The sequence below is a fragment of the Enterococcus crotali genome, assembly GCF_000633635.1.
Lineage (GTDB): Bacteria > Bacillota > Bacilli > Lactobacillales > Enterococcaceae > Enterococcus_L > Enterococcus_L crotali.
The window spans coordinates 433,726-454,114 of record NZ_AYPQ01000001.1 but is presented as its reverse complement, the minus strand read 5'-3'; the positions used below and the strand labels follow the sequence as shown (position 1 = coordinate 454,114).

The window sequence follows — 20,389 nt, the reverse complement described above, 5'->3', positions numbered from 1 at the left end:
TTTACCTTTGACAAAAGAAACAACCCTTGTTAAAATAAGAACGTACGTTCGGTTTTATTCGGAAATGAGGGATTGAAATGGATTTATCCAAAAAAATAGAGATTCTTGCTGAATCAGCAAAATATGATGTTTCATGTTCTAGTAGCGGTGTTATGGAAAATACTCGAAAAGGTTCTATTGGCAGTACTTCAACAGCTGGAATTTGCCATTCTTTCACAAGTGACGGACGTTGTGTCTCACTTTTAAAATTGCTTTTCACAAACGCTTGTATTTTTGATTGTCATTACTGTATCAATAGAAAATCCAACAACATCCCTCGGGCGACCTTTACGCCGCAAGAGGTTGCTGATTTAACGATGGATTTTTATAGGAGAAATTACATCGAAGGTCTTTTTTTAAGTTCTGCTATTATAAAAAATGTTGATTATACGAGCGAATTATTGATTAAGACATTAAAGATTTTACGTTATGAAAAAGGCTTCAAAGGCTATATTCACGTTAAAGCTATTCCAGGAGCCGATGGAAAATTGATCGAAGAGCTTGGTTTTTTAGCCGACCGAATGAGCGTCAACGTAGAACTCCCTTCAAAAAAAAGTCTCAAACGATTAGCTCCTGATAAAGATCCTTTAGCACTTTATAAGCCAATGAAGCAAATTACTCACAAGAAAAAAGAAATGGCCCAGTTTCCTGCTTTGCGAAATAGCCCTTCCTTTGTTCCTGCGGGTCAGTCTACTCAAATGATTATTGGGGCATCACCAGAAAATGACCTTTCAATTGTTAAAATTGCTGAGAATCTTTATCAAAAATATGAACTAAAACGAGTCTATTATTCCGCATACATTCCTGTAAATCAAGACTCCTTGTTACCTGCAATCACAACAGATCCTCCTTTATTAAGAGAACATCGGTTGTATCAAGCAGATTGGCTATTACGATTTTATCGTTTTTCTGCTGATGAAATTTTAACCGAGGATAAACCTAATTTTAATTTATATCTGGACCCCAAAGCCAACTGGGCTGTTCAACATTACGATCAATTTCCCGTTGACGTTCAATCCGCATCGTATGAACAACTATTGCGAATTCCTGGTATTGGTCCAAAAAGTGCCCAAAATATTGTCAAAGCAAGAATGTATTATCAGTTACACCTATCTGATTTAAAGAAATTAGGAGTAGTCATCAAACGAGCGCAATATTTTATCAGTTGCGGAGGTAGTCGTCAACCTGGATTGATTAATGATCCTGAATGGGTAATTTCCTCTTTGATTTCATCTAAACAATATGAAACTTTAAAAAAAGTAAACGGCCAATCACAGCAAGAGCAGTTATCGTTATTTGATGTAGAACGCTTTGAAACGACTAAACGAAAGGAAGCTCATCATGCTAATTGAAAAGACAAGTGAGGTTTGGGAATATGATGGAACCTATTATGGCTTTTTAACCATTGTTTATTTCGCATTCAAAAAAAGACAGTTTCCTGAGGTCATATTGACACAGGAAACTGCTATCAAAAATCTATTTTTTAGTCATTGGATCAGCACAGATAAGGCTTTAGCAAAAAAGATGCATCAGCGTCTCACTCAAAGGCTGAGAAAAGAAAACCTTCAGTTTATTCTGGATGGTTTTTGTTGTTCCTTAAAAGAAAAAGACCGCTGCTTATTAGATGCTATTGAGATCAGTCTAGGAACAAACGATTTAATCACCAATCATCTAGGTCACCCGTCTATTTTAGCACTAAATAACTCTTTGAAAGCTTTATTTAGTGAAGTTCATCAATTTACCGGCTTTGTTCGTTTTGAATATGCTGAAACATTCCTATATAGTAAAATCGCACCAAAACACTTTTCATTGCCGTATTTGTGCCCTCATTTCGCCAAACGTTACCCACAAGAAACGCTTATGATCTATGATGAAACACATCGGTTGTTGGGAATTATTGAGAAGGGACAAATACGCTTTATTGAAGATTGTGACCCGCCAATCTTCAATAAAGAAAACAAGGAACAGACGATTCAAGAAAATTGGCGAACATTTCTTCAAGCTGTTACTATCAAGGAACGGGCAAATAAGCAAGCGCAGCTTTCTCATTTGCCAAAACGATATCGCAACCACATGATTGATTTTCATTGAACACTTTCTCGATTTGTTGTCAGTCTATTCTAAGGTGGATCTTTTTCACAATTAGCTTATCTGATAGATGAGACTGGTTGCTTTGTTCGCCAATAACTTCGGCTAAAATATTGGTTCGGTCTTCTTTTTTTTGAAATTGATAATCAATCTTCCCAGTTTCATTTAGCTCATTCATCATTTCACTATAATCATCTGTTTTGATTTTTCTGGTAATAAAACCCAATGCTACCAATTGATCATCTAAGTTTTTAGTAGAAATTAATGAACCAAACGCAATTTTTTGACGAATCGCCTGATTTAATTCCGCTATCTTCAGATCCTGCCCTTGCTCATTTGCCTTTTTCTTGATTAGCGTTTCATATTGTTCTGCAGTCAACATTACACCTGCGACCTTATTTCTATTGTAAATATAGACTCCTGTATTTTTTTCTTTGGCTGTTTCAAAAATAGTCATCGGAGACTGCTTCACATCCGTAATTGAAAATATAACATCCTCTTTAACTTTGTTATCCATTGGTCAACTCCCCTTCCAAATGATTATATCATACAGATTTAACGTGTGAAGGGCTTTTTTGCATTATCCATATTTCGTCACTCCCCTTCATAAATTCACCTTTCACTTTGTTATAAGTAGAGAGTAAAAAAAGAGGTGATGATCAAATGGTAACAAAGAAAAAGTTTTTAACTCATGACGCAGGACTTCAAATAAAGGTCCGTTTCTTTCAGAGCAATTCCACAAGTTTTTCCGAATCATCTTCACGTCTATTACATTATCGGCTTGATTGAAAAGGAAATGAACGCTATAAAAAAAATAAACTGTTTACATGACAAGTAAATGACCTCTAACTGTCCCCTTTACTTATGACAATCATTGTTGCCGAAAGATCAGCATAGAACAGACAAATTATTGCAGTCTCAAATAATCAAAAATACAATGACTCAACTAATAAAAACAGACTATGATTAGAGAGGGCACACATTCGTCAATGAGTGTAGCTTCTAATCTAGTCTGCTTATTCAATCCCCTTTGAACTCGAATTTTCCTATGAAAAGAATTGGCACAGTTAAAACCAGCATGTATTTTTATTTAGTTCCAGCTATTCCGATCTTGACCTCCGTGCCGATTTAAAAAAAATGCTGACTTAGGGGTCATTTTATTGAATCGACCTCTCACCTTTTGGTTCCTTATTATCTGATTCTTCATTATTTACAAAGCGAAACTAAATGGATCCTTGAACTGTTTCGTTTAATCAATTACTCCTTTAAAACCTATATCCTTTCGATAAAATGTACCAGCTGTATCGACTTTATTTAAAAGTGTGTACACAGCTTTTTGCGCTTCCTGCAATGTTTTTCCACTCGCTTCAACAAGGTACACGCGTCCGCCATTTGAAACTAGCTGATCTTCCCGCTCTTTTACTCCAGCGTAATAAATGTGCGCTGCTTTTAAATCAGAAAAATCAGGAATTGGGTAGCCTTTTTCATACGTATTGGGGTAGCCTACAGCTGCGACAACAACGCCTAGCTATAGCCTTCTTTTTTCCATTCAACTATAGGCTGCCGTCCTTTTAGTAAGTCGTCAATGATTTGAGCAAAATCACTCTCTAAACGCTGTAACACAACTTGGGTTTCTGGATCGCCGAATCGAGCATTAAATTCAATCACTTTAGGTCCATCTTCGGTTACAATCAAACCAGTATATAAGATACCCGTAAATGCTCTTCCTTCAGCAGCTAAGCCTCTTACAGTTGGCTTCACGATTGATTCAATTGCTTCGACAACCATTTTATCAGGAATTTGCGGTACCGGGGCGTAGGCGCCCATCCCGCCAGTATTTGGTCCAAGATCGCCTTCATATGCCCGTTTATGATCTTGAGCAATTACCATTGGATAGACTTCTTGATCTCTTACAAAAGCCAATAAAGAAAATTCTTCACCACTAAGAAACTCTTCGATCACTACTTTTGCACCGCTCGATCCGAATTTATTTTGCGTGAGCATATCTCTTAATGCTGTGAGTGCAGTGTCAATGTCCTGCGCGACAACAACACCTTTACCAGCTGCTAACCCATCCGCTTTAATAACGATCGGTGTGCCTTTTTCAAGTACATAAGCTTTTGCCTCTTCAAAATCAAAAAACGTCTGATGATCAGCGGTAGGGATTTTATATTTATTCATTAATTCTTTGGCAAAATCTTTTGATCCTTCAATAAGCGCTGCTGCTTTCAATGGACCAAATGCCAGCAATCCTGCCATGCGAAAGTCATCCACAATCCCGTTCAACAATGGTAACTCAGGTCCGATAAACGTCCAATCGACCGCATTTTCTTTGGCAAATTTGATCAATCCAGAGTGATCATCTTCGGCAATATCTACCAGTTGAATCCCGTCTCTTTTCATTCCGGCATTTCCTCTTGCACAAAAAACTGTCGCTACCTTAGAACTCTGAAGCAATTTTTGGGCAATTGCATGTTCTCTGCCGCCGCTTCCAATGACTAAAATCGTTAATCCCATCAAATTCTCCTTTTAATGTCTAAAGTGTCTAATTTTTGTAAACAACATGGCAATGCCATATTTATCTGCCATCTCGATTGATTCCTGGTCCTTGATACTACCTCCTGGTTGCACGATTGCCTTGATTCCACGCTTGCCAGCATACTCTACGCTATCACCCATTGGGAAAAAAGCATCGCTTGCTAAGACAGCTCCATCAAGCATAGTTCCAGCCTGCTCTATCGCAATTTGAACAGAACCAACACGATTCATTTGGCCTGCACCAATCCCTAATGTTTGGTGTGCATCTGCCACAACGATCGCATTACTTTTCACATGTTTGACCGTTTTCCAAGCAAATTCCAAAGCCGTCAGCTCCTCACTTGTTGGCTGTCTCTTCGTTACAACCTGCCATTCTTGTGCATTTTCTTCAATAATATCTTGATGTTGAATCAGCAATCCACCTAAAACAGAAACTTTTTCATCGTCCACCGCTTGCTCTTTTTTACTGAAATCCAACGTCATCAATCGTAGATTTTTTTGCTACACAACAATTCAAACGCTTCTTTTGAAAAACTTGGTGCGATGATGATTTCCAGAAATAATTCATGCATTTTTTGTGCTGTCTCCTTATCAACTTCACGGTTCAAAACAATGATTCCCCCAAAAATCGAAATAGGATCTGCTTCATATGCGTATTGATACGCCTCATTGATTGTTTCGCCAATCCCGACGCCACAAGGATTCATATGCTTAACAGCAACTACAGCTGGCTGATCAAATTCTCTGGAAATCCGAATTGCTGCGTCAGCATCTTTGATGTTATTATAAGACAATTCTTTACCGTGTAGTTGTTTTGCACTAGCAATTGAAAAAGATACAGGCAATGCATCCTGATAAAAACCCGCTTGTTGATGACTATTTTCTCCGTATCGCAAAGGCTGTTTTAGATCATATGTTAGTGTCAATGATTCAGGTTCTTTTTCATCTACAGCCTTCGTTAAGTATCCTGCGATCAACGCATCATATGCTGCTGTATGCCGAAAGACTTTAGCAGCAAGCTTTTTTCTGGTAGCTAAAGTTGTCTTTTCAGCGTTAGAAAGCTCAGACAATACAAGATCGTAATCATTAGGATCAACAACTACTGTCACAAATTGATGATTTTTAGCAGCGCTTCTCAGCATGCTCGGTCCACCAATATCGATATTTTCAATCGCTTGATCTTGCGTTACATCAGCTTTCAAGATTGTTTCTTTAAATGGGTATAAATTGACACAAACAACATCGATTGGTTGAATACCATAAATTTCCATCGCTTGAACATGAGCATCCACATCACGACGTCCCAACAATCCACCATGGATTTTAGGATGAAGTGTTTTGACCCGCCCATCCATCATCTCTGGAAAATCTGTGACCTCTTCAATGGAAATAGTTGGAATACCTGCTTGCTCAAGAACAGCTTTCGTTCCTCCAGTAGAAATAATTTCTATTCCATGATCAGCCAATCCCCTAGCAAAATCAGCCACTCCTGTTTTATCCGAAACACTGATCAACGCTCTTTTTTTTATCATAAATCACTCTCTCCTTGCTGATTTTTAATGAGTTTCGCTAAGACACTTGGATATAGTTTATGCTCTACTCTATGGATTTTTTCTTCTAAAGAATCAAGACTGTCAGTTGCTTTGATTTCTATTTTTTCTTGTGCGATGATCGGCCTGTGTCAACACCGTCATCGACATAATGGATAGTCACGCCTGTTTCAGGAACTTTTGCATAAAACGCATCTTTAATACCATGCAACCCAGGAAAATCGGGTAACAAAGATGGGTGGATATTGATTATCCGATTTGAAAATACTTCCAGCAAAGTAGGGCCGACAATTCTCATGTATCCTGCCAAAATGACTAAGTCGATCTGTTCTTCCTCAAGCAAATGAAGAATCTCTGCTTCATACATCGCTTTTGACGAAAAATCGTTTGGCGAAAAAGAAATCACTGGAATCAACAAAGATTTCGCTCGTTGTACTACATAAGCATCTCTTTTATCGCAAAACAGTAGCGTAATTTCTGCATCGATCACTCCTGCTACTACAGCTTCAGCGATTGCTTGAAAGTTGCTACCGTTCCCTGAAGCAAATACCGCTAATTTCATTCTTACACCTCTTTAAAAACAATCGCTTGCTTCTCATCTGCAGTCACGCGTCCAATGACATAACTTGGTTCGTTCAGCTCGCTTAAAATAGTCCGCACGTCATCGACTTTATCAGGTGAAATAGACAAAACCATGCCAATTCCCATATTGAAAATCTCATACATCTCCATTTTAGGAATTTGACCATACTTTTCTAATGCCGTAAAAATAGGTAATGACGGCCAAGTTCCTAGATAAATTTCCGCAGCCAAACCTTGAGGTAACATTCGAGGAATATTCTCTACAAAGCCGCCACCTGTAATGTGAGCAATACCATTCACTAGTTCCTGTTTTACTAGAGGTAGTATTGTATTTACATAGATTTTTGTAGGCGTTAAAAGTTCAGTTCCTAAGGTCTTTTCGTTTAACTCTGGAAGAACACTTTGCCCTGTTAACTGATGTGTCTCAAAAAAGATTTTTCGTACTAACGAGTAGCCATTTGAATGAATACCACTTGAGGATAATCCAATCAGAACGTCTCCTTTTTGGATAGCACTTCCTGTGATCAACTGACTTTTTTCAGCGATTCCAACAGCAAATCCAGCGAGGTCGTATTCATTATCATTATACATCCCAGGCATTTCAGCTGTTTCGCCGCCAATCAATGCTGCGCCTGCTTGCACACAGCCTTCTGCTATCCCTGCAACAACTTGTTCCAAGCGTTCTGGCTGATTCTTCCCTGTCGCAATATAATCTAGAAAATACAACGGCTCAGCTCCTTGAGCAACAATATCGTTTACGCACATTGCCACGCAATCGATCCCTATTGTATCATGCTTATTTTCTTGAATGGCAACCATCAATTTGGTTCCTACCCCGTCTGTTCCCGAAATCAAGACAGGCTCCTTCACTTCCACCGTACTTAAATCGAAACAACCACCAAAACCGCCAAGTGTTCCCATCACACCTAACCGGTCCGTTTTTTTTACATGCTTTTTGATTCTTTCGACTACTTCATAGCCAGCTTCAACATCTACACCAGCTTTTGCATAGGCATTTGCCACTCAGGTTCCTCCTAACTATCCATTAAAAATAAATCAACTTTTTCTCTAGTCGTTTCTTGCTAAGCAAAACTAATTTTTTCTTTCAAAGACGCTCGGTACTTCTCTTCATAATCATATAATGGCGTTGGGTAATCCCCATTGAAATAGGCCATGCACAAGCCAGAATATGGAGCATCGTACGACAATCCAATAGCATCAATCAAGCCTTGTTCACTCAGAAAACATAAGGAATCTGCTGTAATCAACTGCTCAATTTCAGATACTGAATGATTAGCGGCAATCAATTCTTTTCTAGTTTGAATATCGATTCCGTAAAAACAAGGAAATCTTAGCGGTGGCGAAGCAATCCTGACATGTACCTCTTTTGCACCAGCTTCTTTAAGTAGTTCGACTATGCGGCGACTTGTCGTTCCCCGAACCAACGAATCATCCACCATGATCACTTTTTTTCCTTCTACCACACCGCGTACAGCTGAAAGCTTCATTCTGACCCCTTGTTCTCTCAATTCTTGTGTTGGTTGAATAAAGGTACGAGCTATATACTGATTTTTTACTAACCCCATTTCATACGGAATTCCACTAGCCTCAGCATAACCACTTGCAGCTGAAAGAGATGAATTAGGTACGCCGACGACCATATCGGCATCGATTGGTGCTTCTTGAGCTAAACGTTTACCCATATTTTTTCGCGCAGTGTGAACATTGACCCCAGCTATATTGGAATCTGGTCTGGCAAAATAGATATACTCCATCGAGCAAATTGCATACTGTGTGTGTTCTGTATATATTTCAACTTTGTAGCCAGTATCATCAATGATGATTACCTCTCCCGGTCCGACATCACGAACAAATCTAGCACCAATAACTTCTAGTGCACAAGTTTCGCTAGCAATCACATACGCCCCATTTTTCATTTGACCAATCGATAACGGTCGAAAAGCATTTGGATCCAGCGCTGCAATCATCGCGGTCTCAGTCATTAATAAGTAAGCAAATCCACCTTTTACCGTTCTTAAACTTTCTTTCAAGCGTTCAATAAATGTCGGCTGTTTACTGCGGCGGATCAAATGCATCAAAATCTCAGTATCCGAGTTTGAATGAAAAATCGCTCCGTCTTGTTCTAATTCATTTCTTAACGTTTTTGCATTTGTCAAATTTCCGTTATGCGCTAAACCACAGGCACCATCATAAAATTTAAACAAGAACGGCTGAATATTATCCACGCTACCGTTTCCAGCAGTTGCATAACGAACATGTCCGATCGCAGAATTTCCACTCAACGCCTTTAATGAACGATCATCTTTAAACACCTCAGAAAGCAAACCGAGCCCACGATAACCATTTAATTTCCCCTCATGATTTGAAACGATACCTGCACCTTCTTGCCCTCGATGTTGTAAACTATGCAAACCAAAGTACGTTACGCGAGCGGCATCCTGATGTCCCCAAATACCAAAAATACCACATTCCTCATTTAAACTTTTCACTTCATAAGACATGGAATAGCTTCCTCCCACAACGCTTTGGCTGTTTGTGTCACCACTTTGATTGTTTGATCTTTCATTTGTATACGAATCGTTCCATCATCAGTTACTTTTCCAATAAAATGTGCCTTAGCACGCATCATTTCTTCAAATCTCGCCTGATTTTCTGGTTTGATCGATACAACAAATCTGGACTGCGTTTCCGAAAAGAGAAGAGCTACAGACATATCCAACGCCGCATCGATTCCTAATCCATTTTTAAAAGCTGATTCCGCTAAAGCAACTCCCAAACCACCTTCAGAACAATCATGAGCACTTTGGATCAAACCCGCTCTGATTGCAGTCAGCACTAATTGCTGATTTTCCTTTTCAACAGCTAAATCAAAGTCCATTAATTTCCCTTCAACCAAGCCAAGAATCATCTTTTGCAACTCACTACCATTAAAATCAGGTTTTGTTTCTCCTAAGACATAAATGAGGTCTCCGTTATTTTTAAAATCTTGCGTTGTAATGTCTGCTAAATCATCGATCAAGCCTACCATCCCAATGACTGGAGTCGGATAAATCGCTTGGCTATTCGTCTCATTATATAAAGAAACATTGCCTGAGATTACTGGTGCTTCCAAAACTTCACAAGCTTTAGCAATTCCATCAGCCGAAGTCCAAAGCTCCCAGAATACCTCTGGTTTGTCTGGTGATCCGTAGTTTAAACAATCAGTAATAGCTAAGGGCTGACCACCGCTGGCTACAATATTTCTAGCAGCTTCAGCTACTGCAATTTGTCCACCTATTTCTGGATTTAAATAAAGATAACGTGCATTACAATCTGTCGTCATCGCTAACGCTTTTTTTGTTCCCCGTATCCGTAAAACGGCAGCATCACTTCCCGAAGCAACAACTGTATTGGTCCGTACTTGGGAATCATACGTTTCATAAATCATTTTTTTAGAGGCAATCGTCGGACACTGAAGTAATTGTAATAGCGTTTGTGCGCCGTCAACTATTTCAGGCTGAAAATCTTCTAATGCTTCAAATTTTTTGATTCTTGCTGGTTCCTGACGTGCTTTAGTATATACTGGTGCATCTTCTGCTAGAGCATCAACTGGTAGATTAGCGACCTCTACACCGTTATGGTTCAAACGATATAATCCATCATCCGTAACTTCTCCAATCGCTACAGCATCTAATTCATATTTTTGAAACAATGAAACAACTTCTGCTTCATGCCCTTTTTGAACACAAATCAGCATTCGCTCTTGAGATTCTGAAAGCATCATTTCATACGGCGTCATTCCACTTTCCCGCTGAGGTACATCATCCAACTCTAAAATCAAGCCCGAGCCTGCTTTTGAGGCCATTTCCGCACTTGAAGATACCAATCCTGCTGCACCCATATCCTGAATTCCAACCAAAATATCTGAATGTTCTAAGATCAATTCCAAACACGCTTCCAGCAATAATTTTTCCATAAATGGATCACCCACTTGCACGGCCGACCGTTGTTGTTGTTCCCCTTCAATAAATTCCTCAGAAGCAAATGTTGCACCATGAATCCCGTCGCGTCCTGTTTTCGCCCCGACATACATGATAGCGTTACCGACTCCTTTGGCTTGCCCTTTTTGAATATCTTGATGGTCGATCACCCCAACACACATCGCATTTACTAAGGGATTGCCTTCATAACACGGATCAAAAGCTACTTCACCACCAACAGTTGGAATACCAATACAGTTCCATAACCACTGATACCGGCTACCACTTCTTCTAAAAGATATTTTGTCCGCTCATTGGTCAACTCGCCAAAGCGCAATGAATCTAAAATTGCGATAGGTCTTGCACCCATACTAAAAATATCACGAATGATCCCGCCAACGCCTGTAGCAGCTCCTTCATATGGTTCAACTGCTGAGGGATGATTATGGCTCTCCGCTTTGAAGACAACCGCCTGACCATCTCCGATATCAACGATACCTGCGCCTTCGCCTGGACCTTGTAAAACGTTTGGACCTGTTACTGGAAACTTTCTTAAGACAGGTTTTGAATTTTTATAAGAGCAATGTTCACTCCACATCACAGAAAACAATCCTGTTTCGGTATAATTGGGCATACGACCTAAAATAGTTTCTTCGATCAGCTGATATTCCTCGTCGGTCAAGCCCCACTCGGCATAAATCCGTTGATTTTTGATTTCCTGAGGTGTCGGCTCTTTCACTTTCATCATACGTTTTCCCTAACCTTTCTATAATTTTTAACAATCGATTGGAAAAAACGTAAACCGTCTTTCGAACCTAACAAGCTTTCTACTGCACGTTCTGGGTGAGGCATCATGCCCAGTACATTCCCTTTTTCATTGATGATTCCTGCGATATTTGCCAAACTTCCATTAGGATTCTCATCAGCATAAGTAAATACGATCTGATTATTCGCCTCTAATTGTGCCAACGTTGCTTCATCACAATAATAATTTCCTTCTCCATGTGCAATCGGCAACTGAATAATTTCATCTTTTTGATATTCTGAGGTAAAATCTGTCTGATTATTAACCACTGTTAATTTAACTGTTTTACAAACAAAATGAAGCGATTCATTGCGCAGCAAAGCACCTGGCAAAAGACCTACTTCCGTTAATATTTGAAATCCATTACACGTCCCAAAAACTGGTTTTCCTTCATCAGCAAAACGGATGACTTCACGGATGATTTTTGAAAAACGAGCGATTGCACCACACCGAAGATAATCTCCATAAGAAAATCCACCAGGGATCAACACGCCATCAAATCCAACTAAACTATCTGCGTCATGACGAACATACTCAGCATCAGCTTTTAATATATCTTTGACTGCCCATAAAAGGTCCATATCACAATTAGATCCTGGGAAAACAATTACCGCAAACTTCATTTTTAAGCTTCCTCCTCGATTTCGTATCGATAAGTTTCCATATTAACGTTAGCCAGCAACTTGTCACAGATTTCCTCAATAACTGATTTAATAGGTTTCTGAGTTTGTTTTACCTTGATTTCAAAATACTTCCCAATTCGGACCTCCTCGATTTCGTCAAAGCCAAGACGGTGAACAGCTCCTTTAACCGCTTCACCTTGAGGATCCAGCACGGAACTTTTGTACGTCACATATACTTTTACATTATACATAATAACTAACACTCCTTTATTTTTAGTAAAATGCTCGCTCTAGGCGTTCGAGAACGTCCTGATAAACCGGTACAATATCACCCAGATTTCTACGATAAACATCTTTATCTAAATGCTCATTTGTTTGCTTATCCCACAAACGACAGGTATCTGGTGTGATTTCATCCGCTAATAAAATAGTTCCATCTTCTCGACGGCCAAACTCGATTTTAAAATCAATCAAGCGAATCCCAATTTTTTCAAATAAATCAATCAACAATAGATTGATTTGATGTGCTTCTTTTTTTATGAAGTCAATTTCTCGGTTTGAGGCAATTTCTAAAATTTTAACATGATCGTCATTAATAAACGGATCATCAAGAGAATCATCTTTATAGTAAAATTCTAAAACAGGAAAGGGCAACTGCTGTCCTTCCAGAATTTCAAGGCGTTTGGCAAAGCTTCCAGCTGAAACATTTCTAATCACAACTTCCAAAGGAATAATTTCAAGTGCCTCTACTAATTGTTCGCTTTTTGATATTTTTTTAATCAAATGATTTTGAAGGCCTTTTTTCTTTAATTGTTCAAAGATCAACACCGTAATTTTATTATTCAAATCAGCTTTACCTGCTACAGTGTCCTTTCTAACACCATTCAATGCTGTTGCTTGATCTAAATATTCAACTCTCAGTATTTTAGAATCATCTGTTTTAAACAATCGCTTTGCCTTTCCTTCATACAACAAGGTATTCTCTTCCAACAGTTTAAACGCTCCTTTTCACGCACGTTAACTACAAAAAAATATAAATAGTTCGTGTTTATTCTTATTTACAGTTTAGCAAGGCTCTTTCTCTCAGTCAACTTTTTATTAACAATAAACACAATAAAACCATTTAATGTTCGTGTTTAAACGATATGATGAATAATAATAGCCAACGAATCAAAAAGAACTTGTAAGCATTTACAACAACAAAGAAAAATGGTATGCTAATGAAGAAGAAAACGTTAAAAAATTCACTTTATTCTTATTACAATTAGTGATGATTTTTTAGGAGGGAACACAAGAATGACTAGCGATTATGACAGCTTAACGCAGGAGTTTTTGGCAGGATTAGTACCAGAAGAAAGAACAAGATTATATAATGATTTACTCGCTTTAGAAGACGTTCACAAATTAAATCAACATAGTTCTTACTACACATTCAAAAATTTAAAACGTGCGGTTCATCGTCATTCCGAAAGACGTAAGCGAACATTCCGCTATATGAATAAATGGAACAACGAGTTAGTTATCCATCAGATTCATGAACAACACTTTTTTAAAAATAACTATTGTATTCATGTCTATTTAAATTCAACTGAGTATAGCTATGTTTTTATTGATCAATTACTCGCAAATTTAAAAGCTCCAACCGCTTCACCTTTACAGAGTTTCCGAGAAATCACAGTTTAAATGAACGACACCATTTGAAAATCTTAATTTGAACTCGTAGAGTTTTCATTAAGATTTTTTATGTAATAAAGGAGGGATAATGTGGAAAAATTGAAAGTGTCCGTCACGATCGATCGTCCCGTTGGTTATCAAGATGCTTTTGGAAATATCTACCCAATTAATTATGGCTATATTTCAGGAGTGATCGGCGGCGATGAGGAAGAACAAGACGCATATATTTTAAATGGGCCAGTTGATAAGTTAGACTCATTTATTGGTATAGTTTCAGCAATTATCCATAGACGTGACGATAATGAGACAAAGTGGATCGTAATTCCGGAAGGCTCTTCTATCTCTGAAGAGGAAATTATCAATCAAACTTACTTTATTGAACAACACTTTGATAGCTACGTTGAGCTTCTTTGATATTACGAAAATAAAACAAGGGTCTGAGGTATAACTCGTTGAGTTATACCTCAGACCCTTAAAATTCAGATAAGTGGAAAGCAGAAACAAAAAATTTCTAGATCTCCTTGACATTTTTATGCAAGCCCTACGCGTTCAAAAATAAAATCAACATTTTTCAAATGATAATTATAATCAAATGCATCATCTAATTCTTTTTTGGATAAAACAGTAGTAATCTTCTCATCTGCATCCAATAATGGTCTAAAGGCCGTTTGATGATCCCAAGCATAGGCCGTTTTTGGCTGTACTAAATCATAAGCCGCTTCCCTTGCCATACCATGATCGATCAACTTCAGTAGCACACGCTGACTATAGATCAGCCCATATGTGGCATCCATATTTCGTTTCATATTTTCTGGGAAAACTGTTAGATTTTGGACAATATTAGCAAATCGATTCAACATATAATCCAATAGGATCGTTGTATCTGGAATAATGATTCGCTCAGCCGACGAATGAGAGATATCCCGTTCATGCCATAAAGTTACATTTTCATAGGCAGTTACCATATGACCGCGAATAACACGAGCAAGGCCTGTCATATTTTCAGAGCCAATCGGATTACGCTTATGTGGCATCGCAGAGGAACCTTTTTGGCCTTTGGCAAAAAATTCTTCTACTTCTCTTGTTTCTGATTTTTGTAAACCTCGAATCTCTGTAGCAAACTTCTCAATACTGGTTGCTACTAAAGCCATTGCAGATAAATATTCCGCATGTAGATCTCTTGGTAAAACTTGAGTAGAAATTTCCTGTGCACGGATTCCTAAATGCTCACATACATATTCTTCCACAAAAGGAGAAATATTTGCAAACGTTCCTACTGCACCACTAATTTTCCCAGCTTCTACACCTTTTGCGGCATGTTCAAAACGTTCTATGTTTCTTTTCATCTCAGAATACCAGAGAGCCAATTTCAACCCAAAAGTAGTCGGTTCTGCATGAACACCATGGGTACGCCCCATCATCACCGTATATTTATGTTCTTTTGCTTTTTCACCAACGATTTCAGTGAATTTTTTTAAGTCTTTCCGCAAAATATCATTTGCCTGCTTAAGCTGATAACCATAGGCTGTATCAACTACATCAGTACTTGTCAAACCATAGTGTACCCACTTACGTTCTTCTCCCAACGTTTCTGAAACTGCACGCGTAAAGGCTACGACATCATGTCTTGTTTCTGCTTCGATTTCTAAAATGCGAGCCACATCAAATGAAGCATTATCGCGAATCTTTTGTACATCTTCTTTTGGTATCTCACCTAATTCAGCCCAAGCCTCATCTGCAAGAATTTCTACTTCCAACCAAGCTTTGTAGCGATTTTCATCTGTCCAAATAGCGCCCATTTCTGGGCGTGTATAACGATCAATCATTCGTATATTTACTCCTTTTAATCCCAAATATTGGTTTGATATATATCTTCTAATGTCTCAAAAATATCTTCTGTCAAAATAGTGATATGTCCCATTTTACGATCTTTTTTCGCTTCTGCTTTACCATAATAATGGAAATGCCAATCTGGTTTTTCAGCAATAACATCCATGGTTTCATAGATCTCATTCCCTAAAATATTGACCATCACCGCTTCTGACAACAGATCGACTTCCGGTAACGGCCAGCCGCAAATCCCTCGAATGTGCGCATCAAACTGACTCATAGAACACGCTTCGATCGAATAATGTCCAGAGTTATGAGGTCTTGGTGCCAATTCGTTGACGTAAATCCCGCCATTGCTTGTTAAAAACATTTCTACAGCCAATGTACCGGAAAGATCCACAGACTCTGCAATCACTCGGGCGATTCGCTGAGCTTCCTCCACAACATCTTCGCTTACCCTCGCTGGTGCGATCGTTTCATGTAAAATATTATTTCGGTGAATATTTTCAACAACGGGAAAAACGGTGAACTCACCTTTACCATTTCCACTTACTAATACTGAGATTTCTTTTTCATACGGAATCCACGCTTCTAACACGCAAGTGCCTTCTCTAAGGATATTCATTGAAGGAGCCAAATCAGATGTGCTATATAAAACAAATTGGCCTTTACCATCATATCCGCCACGTGTCGTTTTTAATACACAAGGATAACCGATTCCATCAATAGCATCTTGAATATCCGTAGGGCTAACAATTGTAGCAAAAGGCGCAATCACAATGTTATTAGCCTCCAAAAAGGATTTTTCCAATAATCGATCTTGAGTGATCGCTAAAAGATCGGTTCCTTGAGGGATGCTTACCAATTCTTGAACTTGCATCAGCGCTCCAACATCTACATTTTCAAACTCGTAAGTTAACACCTGCGAGCGCTTTGCCAGTTCTTCTAACGCTTCTATGTCATCATAATCAGCTAATAAATGCCAATCGGCGACTTGAGCAGCAGGGCAATCAACAGTCGGATCCAACACTCCTACACGAAAACCCATTTCTCGTGCGCTAAGTGCCATCATTCTGCCTAATTGTCCGCCACCAATAATACCGATCATTTGTCCCGGTAATAGAGGTTTATTCAAGTTCATCACTACTTTCCATCACAGATTCTTCAAGAAATTTACGCTTAGCGTCTAATTTCCCTGCTAACTCTACATCATACATGGAAAGCATCTGAACTGCAAGTAGTCCGGCGTTGACTGCTCCCGCTTTTCCAATTGCAGTTGTTGCCACAGGAACTCCACCAGGCATTTGGACAATCGACAACAATGAGTCCAATCCATTAAGTGCTTGAGATTGAATTGGAACACCAATAACAGGTAAAGTCGTTTTAGCAGCAATCATCCCAGGTAAATGAGCCGCTCCTCCAGCACCAGCAATAATAACCTTGATCCCCCGAGCACGCGCTTGCTCCGCAAACTCAAACATAAAATCAGGTGTCCGATGTGCCGAGACTACTTTTTTTTCATAAGAAATGTTAAATGCTTCTAAAGAATCACACGCATGTTTCATTGTTGTCCAATCAGATGTACTTCCCATAACCACTGAAACTACGACAGGCATACTATTCCCCTTTCTTTCTCTATTCACCTTACATTTTATCAATGGAATTCTTACCTGTCAAAATAAAATCGAATATTATAGATTTTTTTAATATTAATGTTCGCTTATAACGAACAAAAAAAGAAAAACCGAATAATTATCCGGTTTTTCTTTTTTTAATGTTCTTCGATTTCTTCCTCATTTTTTAATCCATTGAACAATAAATTCAAAATAATTGCTGTTAGACTGCTCATAACAATACCATTTCCAGTAAACATTCTTACTGTCTCAGGCATTTGCTGGAACAATGTCGGAATCATATTGAACCCAAGACCAAAACCAATCGAAATGGCAATGATCAATAAATTCTTATCATTATTATAATCAACTTTTGATAGCATCCGCATTCCTTGAACAGCTACCATACCAAACATCACTAACATTCCACCACCTAAAACAGGTTCTGGAATGATTTGAGCAACAGCGCCAACTTTTGGTAGTAAGCCTAACACAATTAAGAAGAATGCTGAGTAGTAAATGGGGCGACGTGTTTTAATACCGGATAACTGAACTAATCCAACATTTTGAGAAAAACCAGTATAAGGGAATGTATTGAAAATACCGCCTAAAATGACTGCCAAACCTTCTGCCCGATAGCCTTTTTTCAGCTCTTCTTCTCCAATATGTTTCCCAGTAATGTCGCCTAAGGCAAAATAAACCCCTGTCGATTCAACCATACTAACAATTGAAATAATAATCATCAACACAATGGAAGAAACATCAAATGTTGGTGTACCAAAATAAAAAGGTTGGGGAAAATGAAACCAAGTTGCTTCTCCTACTGGTGTTAAATCTACTTGACCTAACAATGCGGCCAAAATCGTGCCCCCAACTAAACCAACCAATACAGCAATTGATTTTATAAATCCTCTACCCCACACTTGGATCACTATGATCAAGCCAATCGTTACAAAAGCTAACAGTAGATTAGTCCCATCACCAAAAGTTGGATCAGCTGCCACACCACCGCCCATTTTTTCAACGGCTACTGGAATCAACGTTAAACCAATAACTGTAATGACCGTTCCTGTTACTAACGGTGGGAACAATTTCTTGATTTTCGAGAATATCCCTGAAACCAATACCACAAAAATACCTGAAGCGATAATTGAGCCATAAATTGCACCCACACCTTTATCACTACCAATCATGATCAATGGCGCAACGGCTTGGATCGCACAACCAAGTACTACAGGTAAGCCAATCCCAAAAAATTTATTTACAGTCAACTGCAGTAAGGTTGCGATACCACACATAAAAATATCAATTGAAATCAAATACGTCATTTGTTCAGAATTAAAATTCAAGCCAGTCCCGATTAGTAATGGCACCGCTACAGCTCCAGCATACATCGCCAATAGGTGCTGCAAACCTAAAACTGCTGCCTTGCCATTCTCAGCATCTGGTTGTTTTAATTGCTCTTTTAGATTGCCTTTGCTTTCCAAGTTTATGCATCCCCCTCAAGAAATTCAACTTCGCCATTTTTTAAAGAAGCAATCCGAGCCAACGAAACGACACGCATTCCCATTTCTTCTAATAAGTCCCGGCCATCTTGGAAAGATTTTTCAATAACAATACCAATTCCGTCAACATTCGCTCCTGCTTGTTGGCACAATTCAACTAATCCTTTTGCCGCTTGGCCATTCGCCAAAAAATCATCAATGATCAATACTTTATCTTCGCTTGACAAAAATTTTCTTGAGATAGAAATTTGACTTGTTACTTGTTTAGTAAATGAATAAACAGAAGAAGTCAGCAATTCCTCATCCATCGTTAAACTTTTTGCTTTGCGGGCAAAAATCATCGGTACCGCTAATTTCTTCGCCGCAAAAAGAGCTGGAGCAATTCCCGACGCTTCAATCGTAACGACTTTGGTAATGCCTGCTTCCGCAAATACTTCAGCAAAACGATAGCCAATTGCCTCCATCAAATCTGGATCTACTTGATGGGTCACAAAACTGTCTACTTTTAAGACACCTTCTCCCAAAACTCGTCCATCTTCTTTGATTCGTTGTACTAATTCTTCCATTTTTCCGACTCCTTCACCAATTTTTTCTATACGACATTTCTATAAAAACAAAAAAACCTTTTCTGCGTAAGCAAAAAAGGGTCCACGACTCTTTTTCGCTTATAGACCAACATTTACGGCGTTGGGTAGAGACGGTCATCCTTATTATGACCATATATAAGCTTCTTTGTATTAGTATACAATAGTACAAAACTCTGAAAATTTCAATGAAAAAAATAATTTTTTCATTGAAATTTTACAGAGTTTATCATTACATCTATAAATTTTTATATTTTTAGACATTGTTTAACTTTTACTATACATCATTCTTCTTTTCTAAATTTCTATATTTATCCATTTTATGGCTAAAAAGCTCCCCATTACTAGGCGGCGTATATGTAATTGCATTCGCACCGGCTTCAATCGTTTCAGTAATGGATTCATCCGTTGGGCCACCCGTTGCAATAATTGGCAATTCCGGATAGCGCTCCCGGAAAAACTTCACCGTCTTAGCTGTATTCTTGCCTGCACTGATATTGATCATTGTTATTCCTGCAGCAATTTTTTCATCAATCGGCGTATGAATTGAAGTTACTGTACTAACTACAGGAATATCTACCACTTCACAAACCATTTCTACCGTCTCAACTGGCGTTGGACCATTTAATACCACTCCGATCGATCCTTGAGCTTCTGCAAATAAGCTCATATAAGCAGAACGTTGACCTTGAGTCAGCCCGCCTCCAACACCTGAAAAAACAGGAATGTCTGCGGCTTCTATGATACTCTTTGTAATTGCCGGATGTGGTGTAAATGGATAAACAGCAATTACTGCATTTGCATCTGTATTTCGAATAATAGCAATATCTGTTGTAAAAATAATTGATTTGATTTTTTTTCCAAAGATTCGTATTCCACTTGCCTGCGCAATCACTTTAGGCACTTGAACAATATCTTGTTTTAAAGGTGTCACGATCTCCGGTACCCATTTTTCGTTCATTCAATACACTCCTTTAT

At 38.6% G+C, this 20,389-nt stretch carries 16 protein-coding genes, 4 pseudogenes and 1 riboswitch; of the genes and pseudogenes, 4 read left to right on the top strand and 16 right to left on the bottom strand.

The window, feature by feature from the left end:
- Positions 1 to 77: 77 nt before the first annotated feature.
- The gene (locus V192_RS0102205) at positions 78 to 1,391 is read left to right on the top strand and encodes a putative DNA modification/repair radical SAM protein (protein WP_025868749.1); all 1,314 of its coding nucleotides are present in this window, start codon (positions 78 to 80) and stop codon (positions 1,389 to 1,391) included.
- Positions 1,381 to 2,130: a TIGR03915 family putative DNA repair protein gene (locus tag V192_RS0102200; protein ID WP_029948086.1), complete on the top strand. Its 750-nt coding sequence runs from the start codon at positions 1,381 to 1,383 to the stop codon at positions 2,128 to 2,130. Before V192_RS0102205 ends, V192_RS0102200 begins: the two co-directional genes overlap by 11 nt.
- 19 nt (positions 2,131 to 2,149) lie before the next feature.
- Here the strand turns inward: V192_RS0102200 and V192_RS0102195 are convergent, their stop codons facing one another.
- The 10 genes and pseudogenes from V192_RS0102195 to purC all read right to left on the bottom strand — a co-directional run bounded on the left by V192_RS0102195 (position 2,150) and on the right by purC (position 13,195).
- Positions 2,150 to 2,644, bottom strand: coding sequence for a type II toxin-antitoxin system Phd/YefM family antitoxin (locus V192_RS0102195; RefSeq protein ID WP_025868747.1), 495 nt, complete (start codon positions 2,642 to 2,644; stop codon positions 2,150 to 2,152).
- Positions 2,645 to 3,376: 732 nt separating this feature from the next.
- Positions 3,377 to 4,644, bottom strand: a pseudogene (gene purD, locus V192_RS19030) (phosphoribosylamine--glycine ligase).
- A gap of 12 nt (positions 4,645 to 4,656) precedes the next feature.
- A pseudogene (gene purH, locus V192_RS19025) lies at positions 4,657 to 6,197 on the bottom strand (bifunctional phosphoribosylaminoimidazolecarboxamide formyltransferase/IMP cyclohydrolase).
- Positions 6,194 to 6,777: pseudogene (gene purN / locus V192_RS19020) on the bottom strand (phosphoribosylglycinamide formyltransferase). Before purN ends, purH begins: the two co-directional pseudogenes overlap by 4 nt.
- Before the next feature lie 2 nt (positions 6,778 to 6,779).
- Positions 6,780 to 7,820 (bottom strand): phosphoribosylformylglycinamidine cyclo-ligase, encoded by a 1,041-nt coding sequence (purM, locus tag V192_RS0102175; RefSeq protein WP_025868746.1) that lies wholly within the window; start codon positions 7,818 to 7,820, stop codon positions 6,780 to 6,782.
- A 59-nt stretch (positions 7,821 to 7,879) separates the two neighbouring features.
- A complete protein-coding gene (purF, locus tag V192_RS0102170) occupies positions 7,880 to 9,319 on the bottom strand; it encodes an amidophosphoribosyltransferase (RefSeq protein WP_025868745.1) in 1,440 nt (479 codons plus the stop codon).
- Positions 9,304 to 11,525, bottom strand: a pseudogene (purL, locus tag V192_RS19015) (phosphoribosylformylglycinamidine synthase subunit PurL). The gene purF and the pseudogene purL overlap by 16 nt, the downstream one beginning before the upstream one ends.
- Positions 11,522 to 12,205 carry a phosphoribosylformylglycinamidine synthase subunit PurQ gene (purQ, locus tag V192_RS0102160; protein ID WP_025868744.1) on the bottom strand — a complete coding sequence of 228 codons (684 nt, stop codon included), beginning with the start codon at positions 12,203 to 12,205 and terminating at the stop codon, positions 11,522 to 11,524. Before purQ ends, purL begins: the two are co-directional and overlap by 4 nt.
- Positions 12,206 to 12,207: 2 nt before the next feature.
- Positions 12,208 to 12,456 (bottom strand): phosphoribosylformylglycinamidine synthase subunit PurS, encoded by a 249-nt coding sequence (purS, locus tag V192_RS0102155; protein WP_025868743.1) that lies wholly within the window; start codon positions 12,454 to 12,456, stop codon positions 12,208 to 12,210.
- A 22-nt stretch (positions 12,457 to 12,478) separates the two neighbouring features.
- Positions 12,479 to 13,195, bottom strand: a complete 717-nt coding sequence (gene purC / locus V192_RS0102150) for a phosphoribosylaminoimidazolesuccinocarboxamide synthase (RefSeq protein WP_025868742.1) — start codon at positions 13,193 to 13,195, stop codon at positions 12,479 to 12,481.
- Positions 13,196 to 13,501: 306 nt separating this feature from the next.
- On the opposite strand from purC, the gene V192_RS0102145 reads away from it, so the two are divergent.
- Together V192_RS0102145 and V192_RS0102140 are read left to right on the top strand one after the other, a co-directional pair.
- The gene (locus tag V192_RS0102145) at positions 13,502 to 13,888 is read left to right on the top strand and encodes a hypothetical protein (protein WP_025868741.1); all 387 of its coding nucleotides are present in this window, start codon (positions 13,502 to 13,504) and stop codon (positions 13,886 to 13,888) included.
- Between the two features lie 81 nt (positions 13,889 to 13,969).
- Positions 13,970 to 14,293 carry an inorganic pyrophosphatase gene (locus tag V192_RS0102140; protein ID WP_025868740.1) on the top strand — a complete coding sequence of 108 codons (324 nt, stop codon included), beginning with the start codon at positions 13,970 to 13,972 and terminating at the stop codon, positions 14,291 to 14,293.
- 116 nt (positions 14,294 to 14,409) lie between these two features.
- On the opposite strand, the gene purB is transcribed toward V192_RS0102140, so the two are convergent.
- The 6 genes from purB to V192_RS0102110 form a co-directional block, all read right to left on the bottom strand.
- Entirely contained in the window at positions 14,410 to 15,705 is a 1,296-nt protein-coding gene (purB, locus tag V192_RS0102135; protein ID WP_025868739.1) for an adenylosuccinate lyase, read from the bottom strand.
- Positions 15,706 to 15,722: 17 nt separating this feature from the next.
- The gene (gene purK, locus V192_RS0102130) at positions 15,723 to 16,844 is read right to left on the bottom strand and encodes a 5-(carboxyamino)imidazole ribonucleotide synthase (protein WP_025868738.1); all 1,122 of its coding nucleotides are present in this window, start codon (positions 16,842 to 16,844) and stop codon (positions 15,723 to 15,725) included.
- Positions 16,837 to 17,325 carry a 5-(carboxyamino)imidazole ribonucleotide mutase gene (purE, locus tag V192_RS0102125; RefSeq protein ID WP_025868737.1) on the bottom strand — a complete coding sequence of 163 codons (489 nt, stop codon included), beginning with the start codon at positions 17,323 to 17,325 and terminating at the stop codon, positions 16,837 to 16,839. Before purE ends, purK begins: the two co-directional genes overlap by 8 nt.
- A 155-nt stretch (positions 17,326 to 17,480) precedes the next feature.
- The gene (locus V192_RS0102120) at positions 17,481 to 18,809 is read right to left on the bottom strand and encodes a nucleobase:cation symporter-2 family protein (protein ID WP_025868736.1); all 1,329 of its coding nucleotides are present in this window, start codon (positions 18,807 to 18,809) and stop codon (positions 17,481 to 17,483) included.
- A 2-nt stretch (positions 18,810 to 18,811) separates the two neighbouring features.
- Positions 18,812 to 19,393 carry a xanthine phosphoribosyltransferase gene (locus tag V192_RS0102115; RefSeq protein ID WP_025868735.1) on the bottom strand — a complete coding sequence of 194 codons (582 nt, stop codon included), beginning with the start codon at positions 19,391 to 19,393 and terminating at the stop codon, positions 18,812 to 18,814.
- An 82-nt stretch (positions 19,394 to 19,475) separates the two neighbouring features.
- Positions 19,476 to 19,573, bottom strand: a riboswitch (purine riboswitch).
- 115 nt (positions 19,574 to 19,688) lie between these two features.
- Complete coding sequence (locus tag V192_RS0102110) at positions 19,689 to 20,372, bottom strand: beta/alpha barrel domain-containing protein (protein ID WP_025868734.1); 684 nt, start codon at positions 20,370 to 20,372, stop codon at positions 19,689 to 19,691.
- Positions 20,373 to 20,389: the final 17 nt, after the last annotated feature.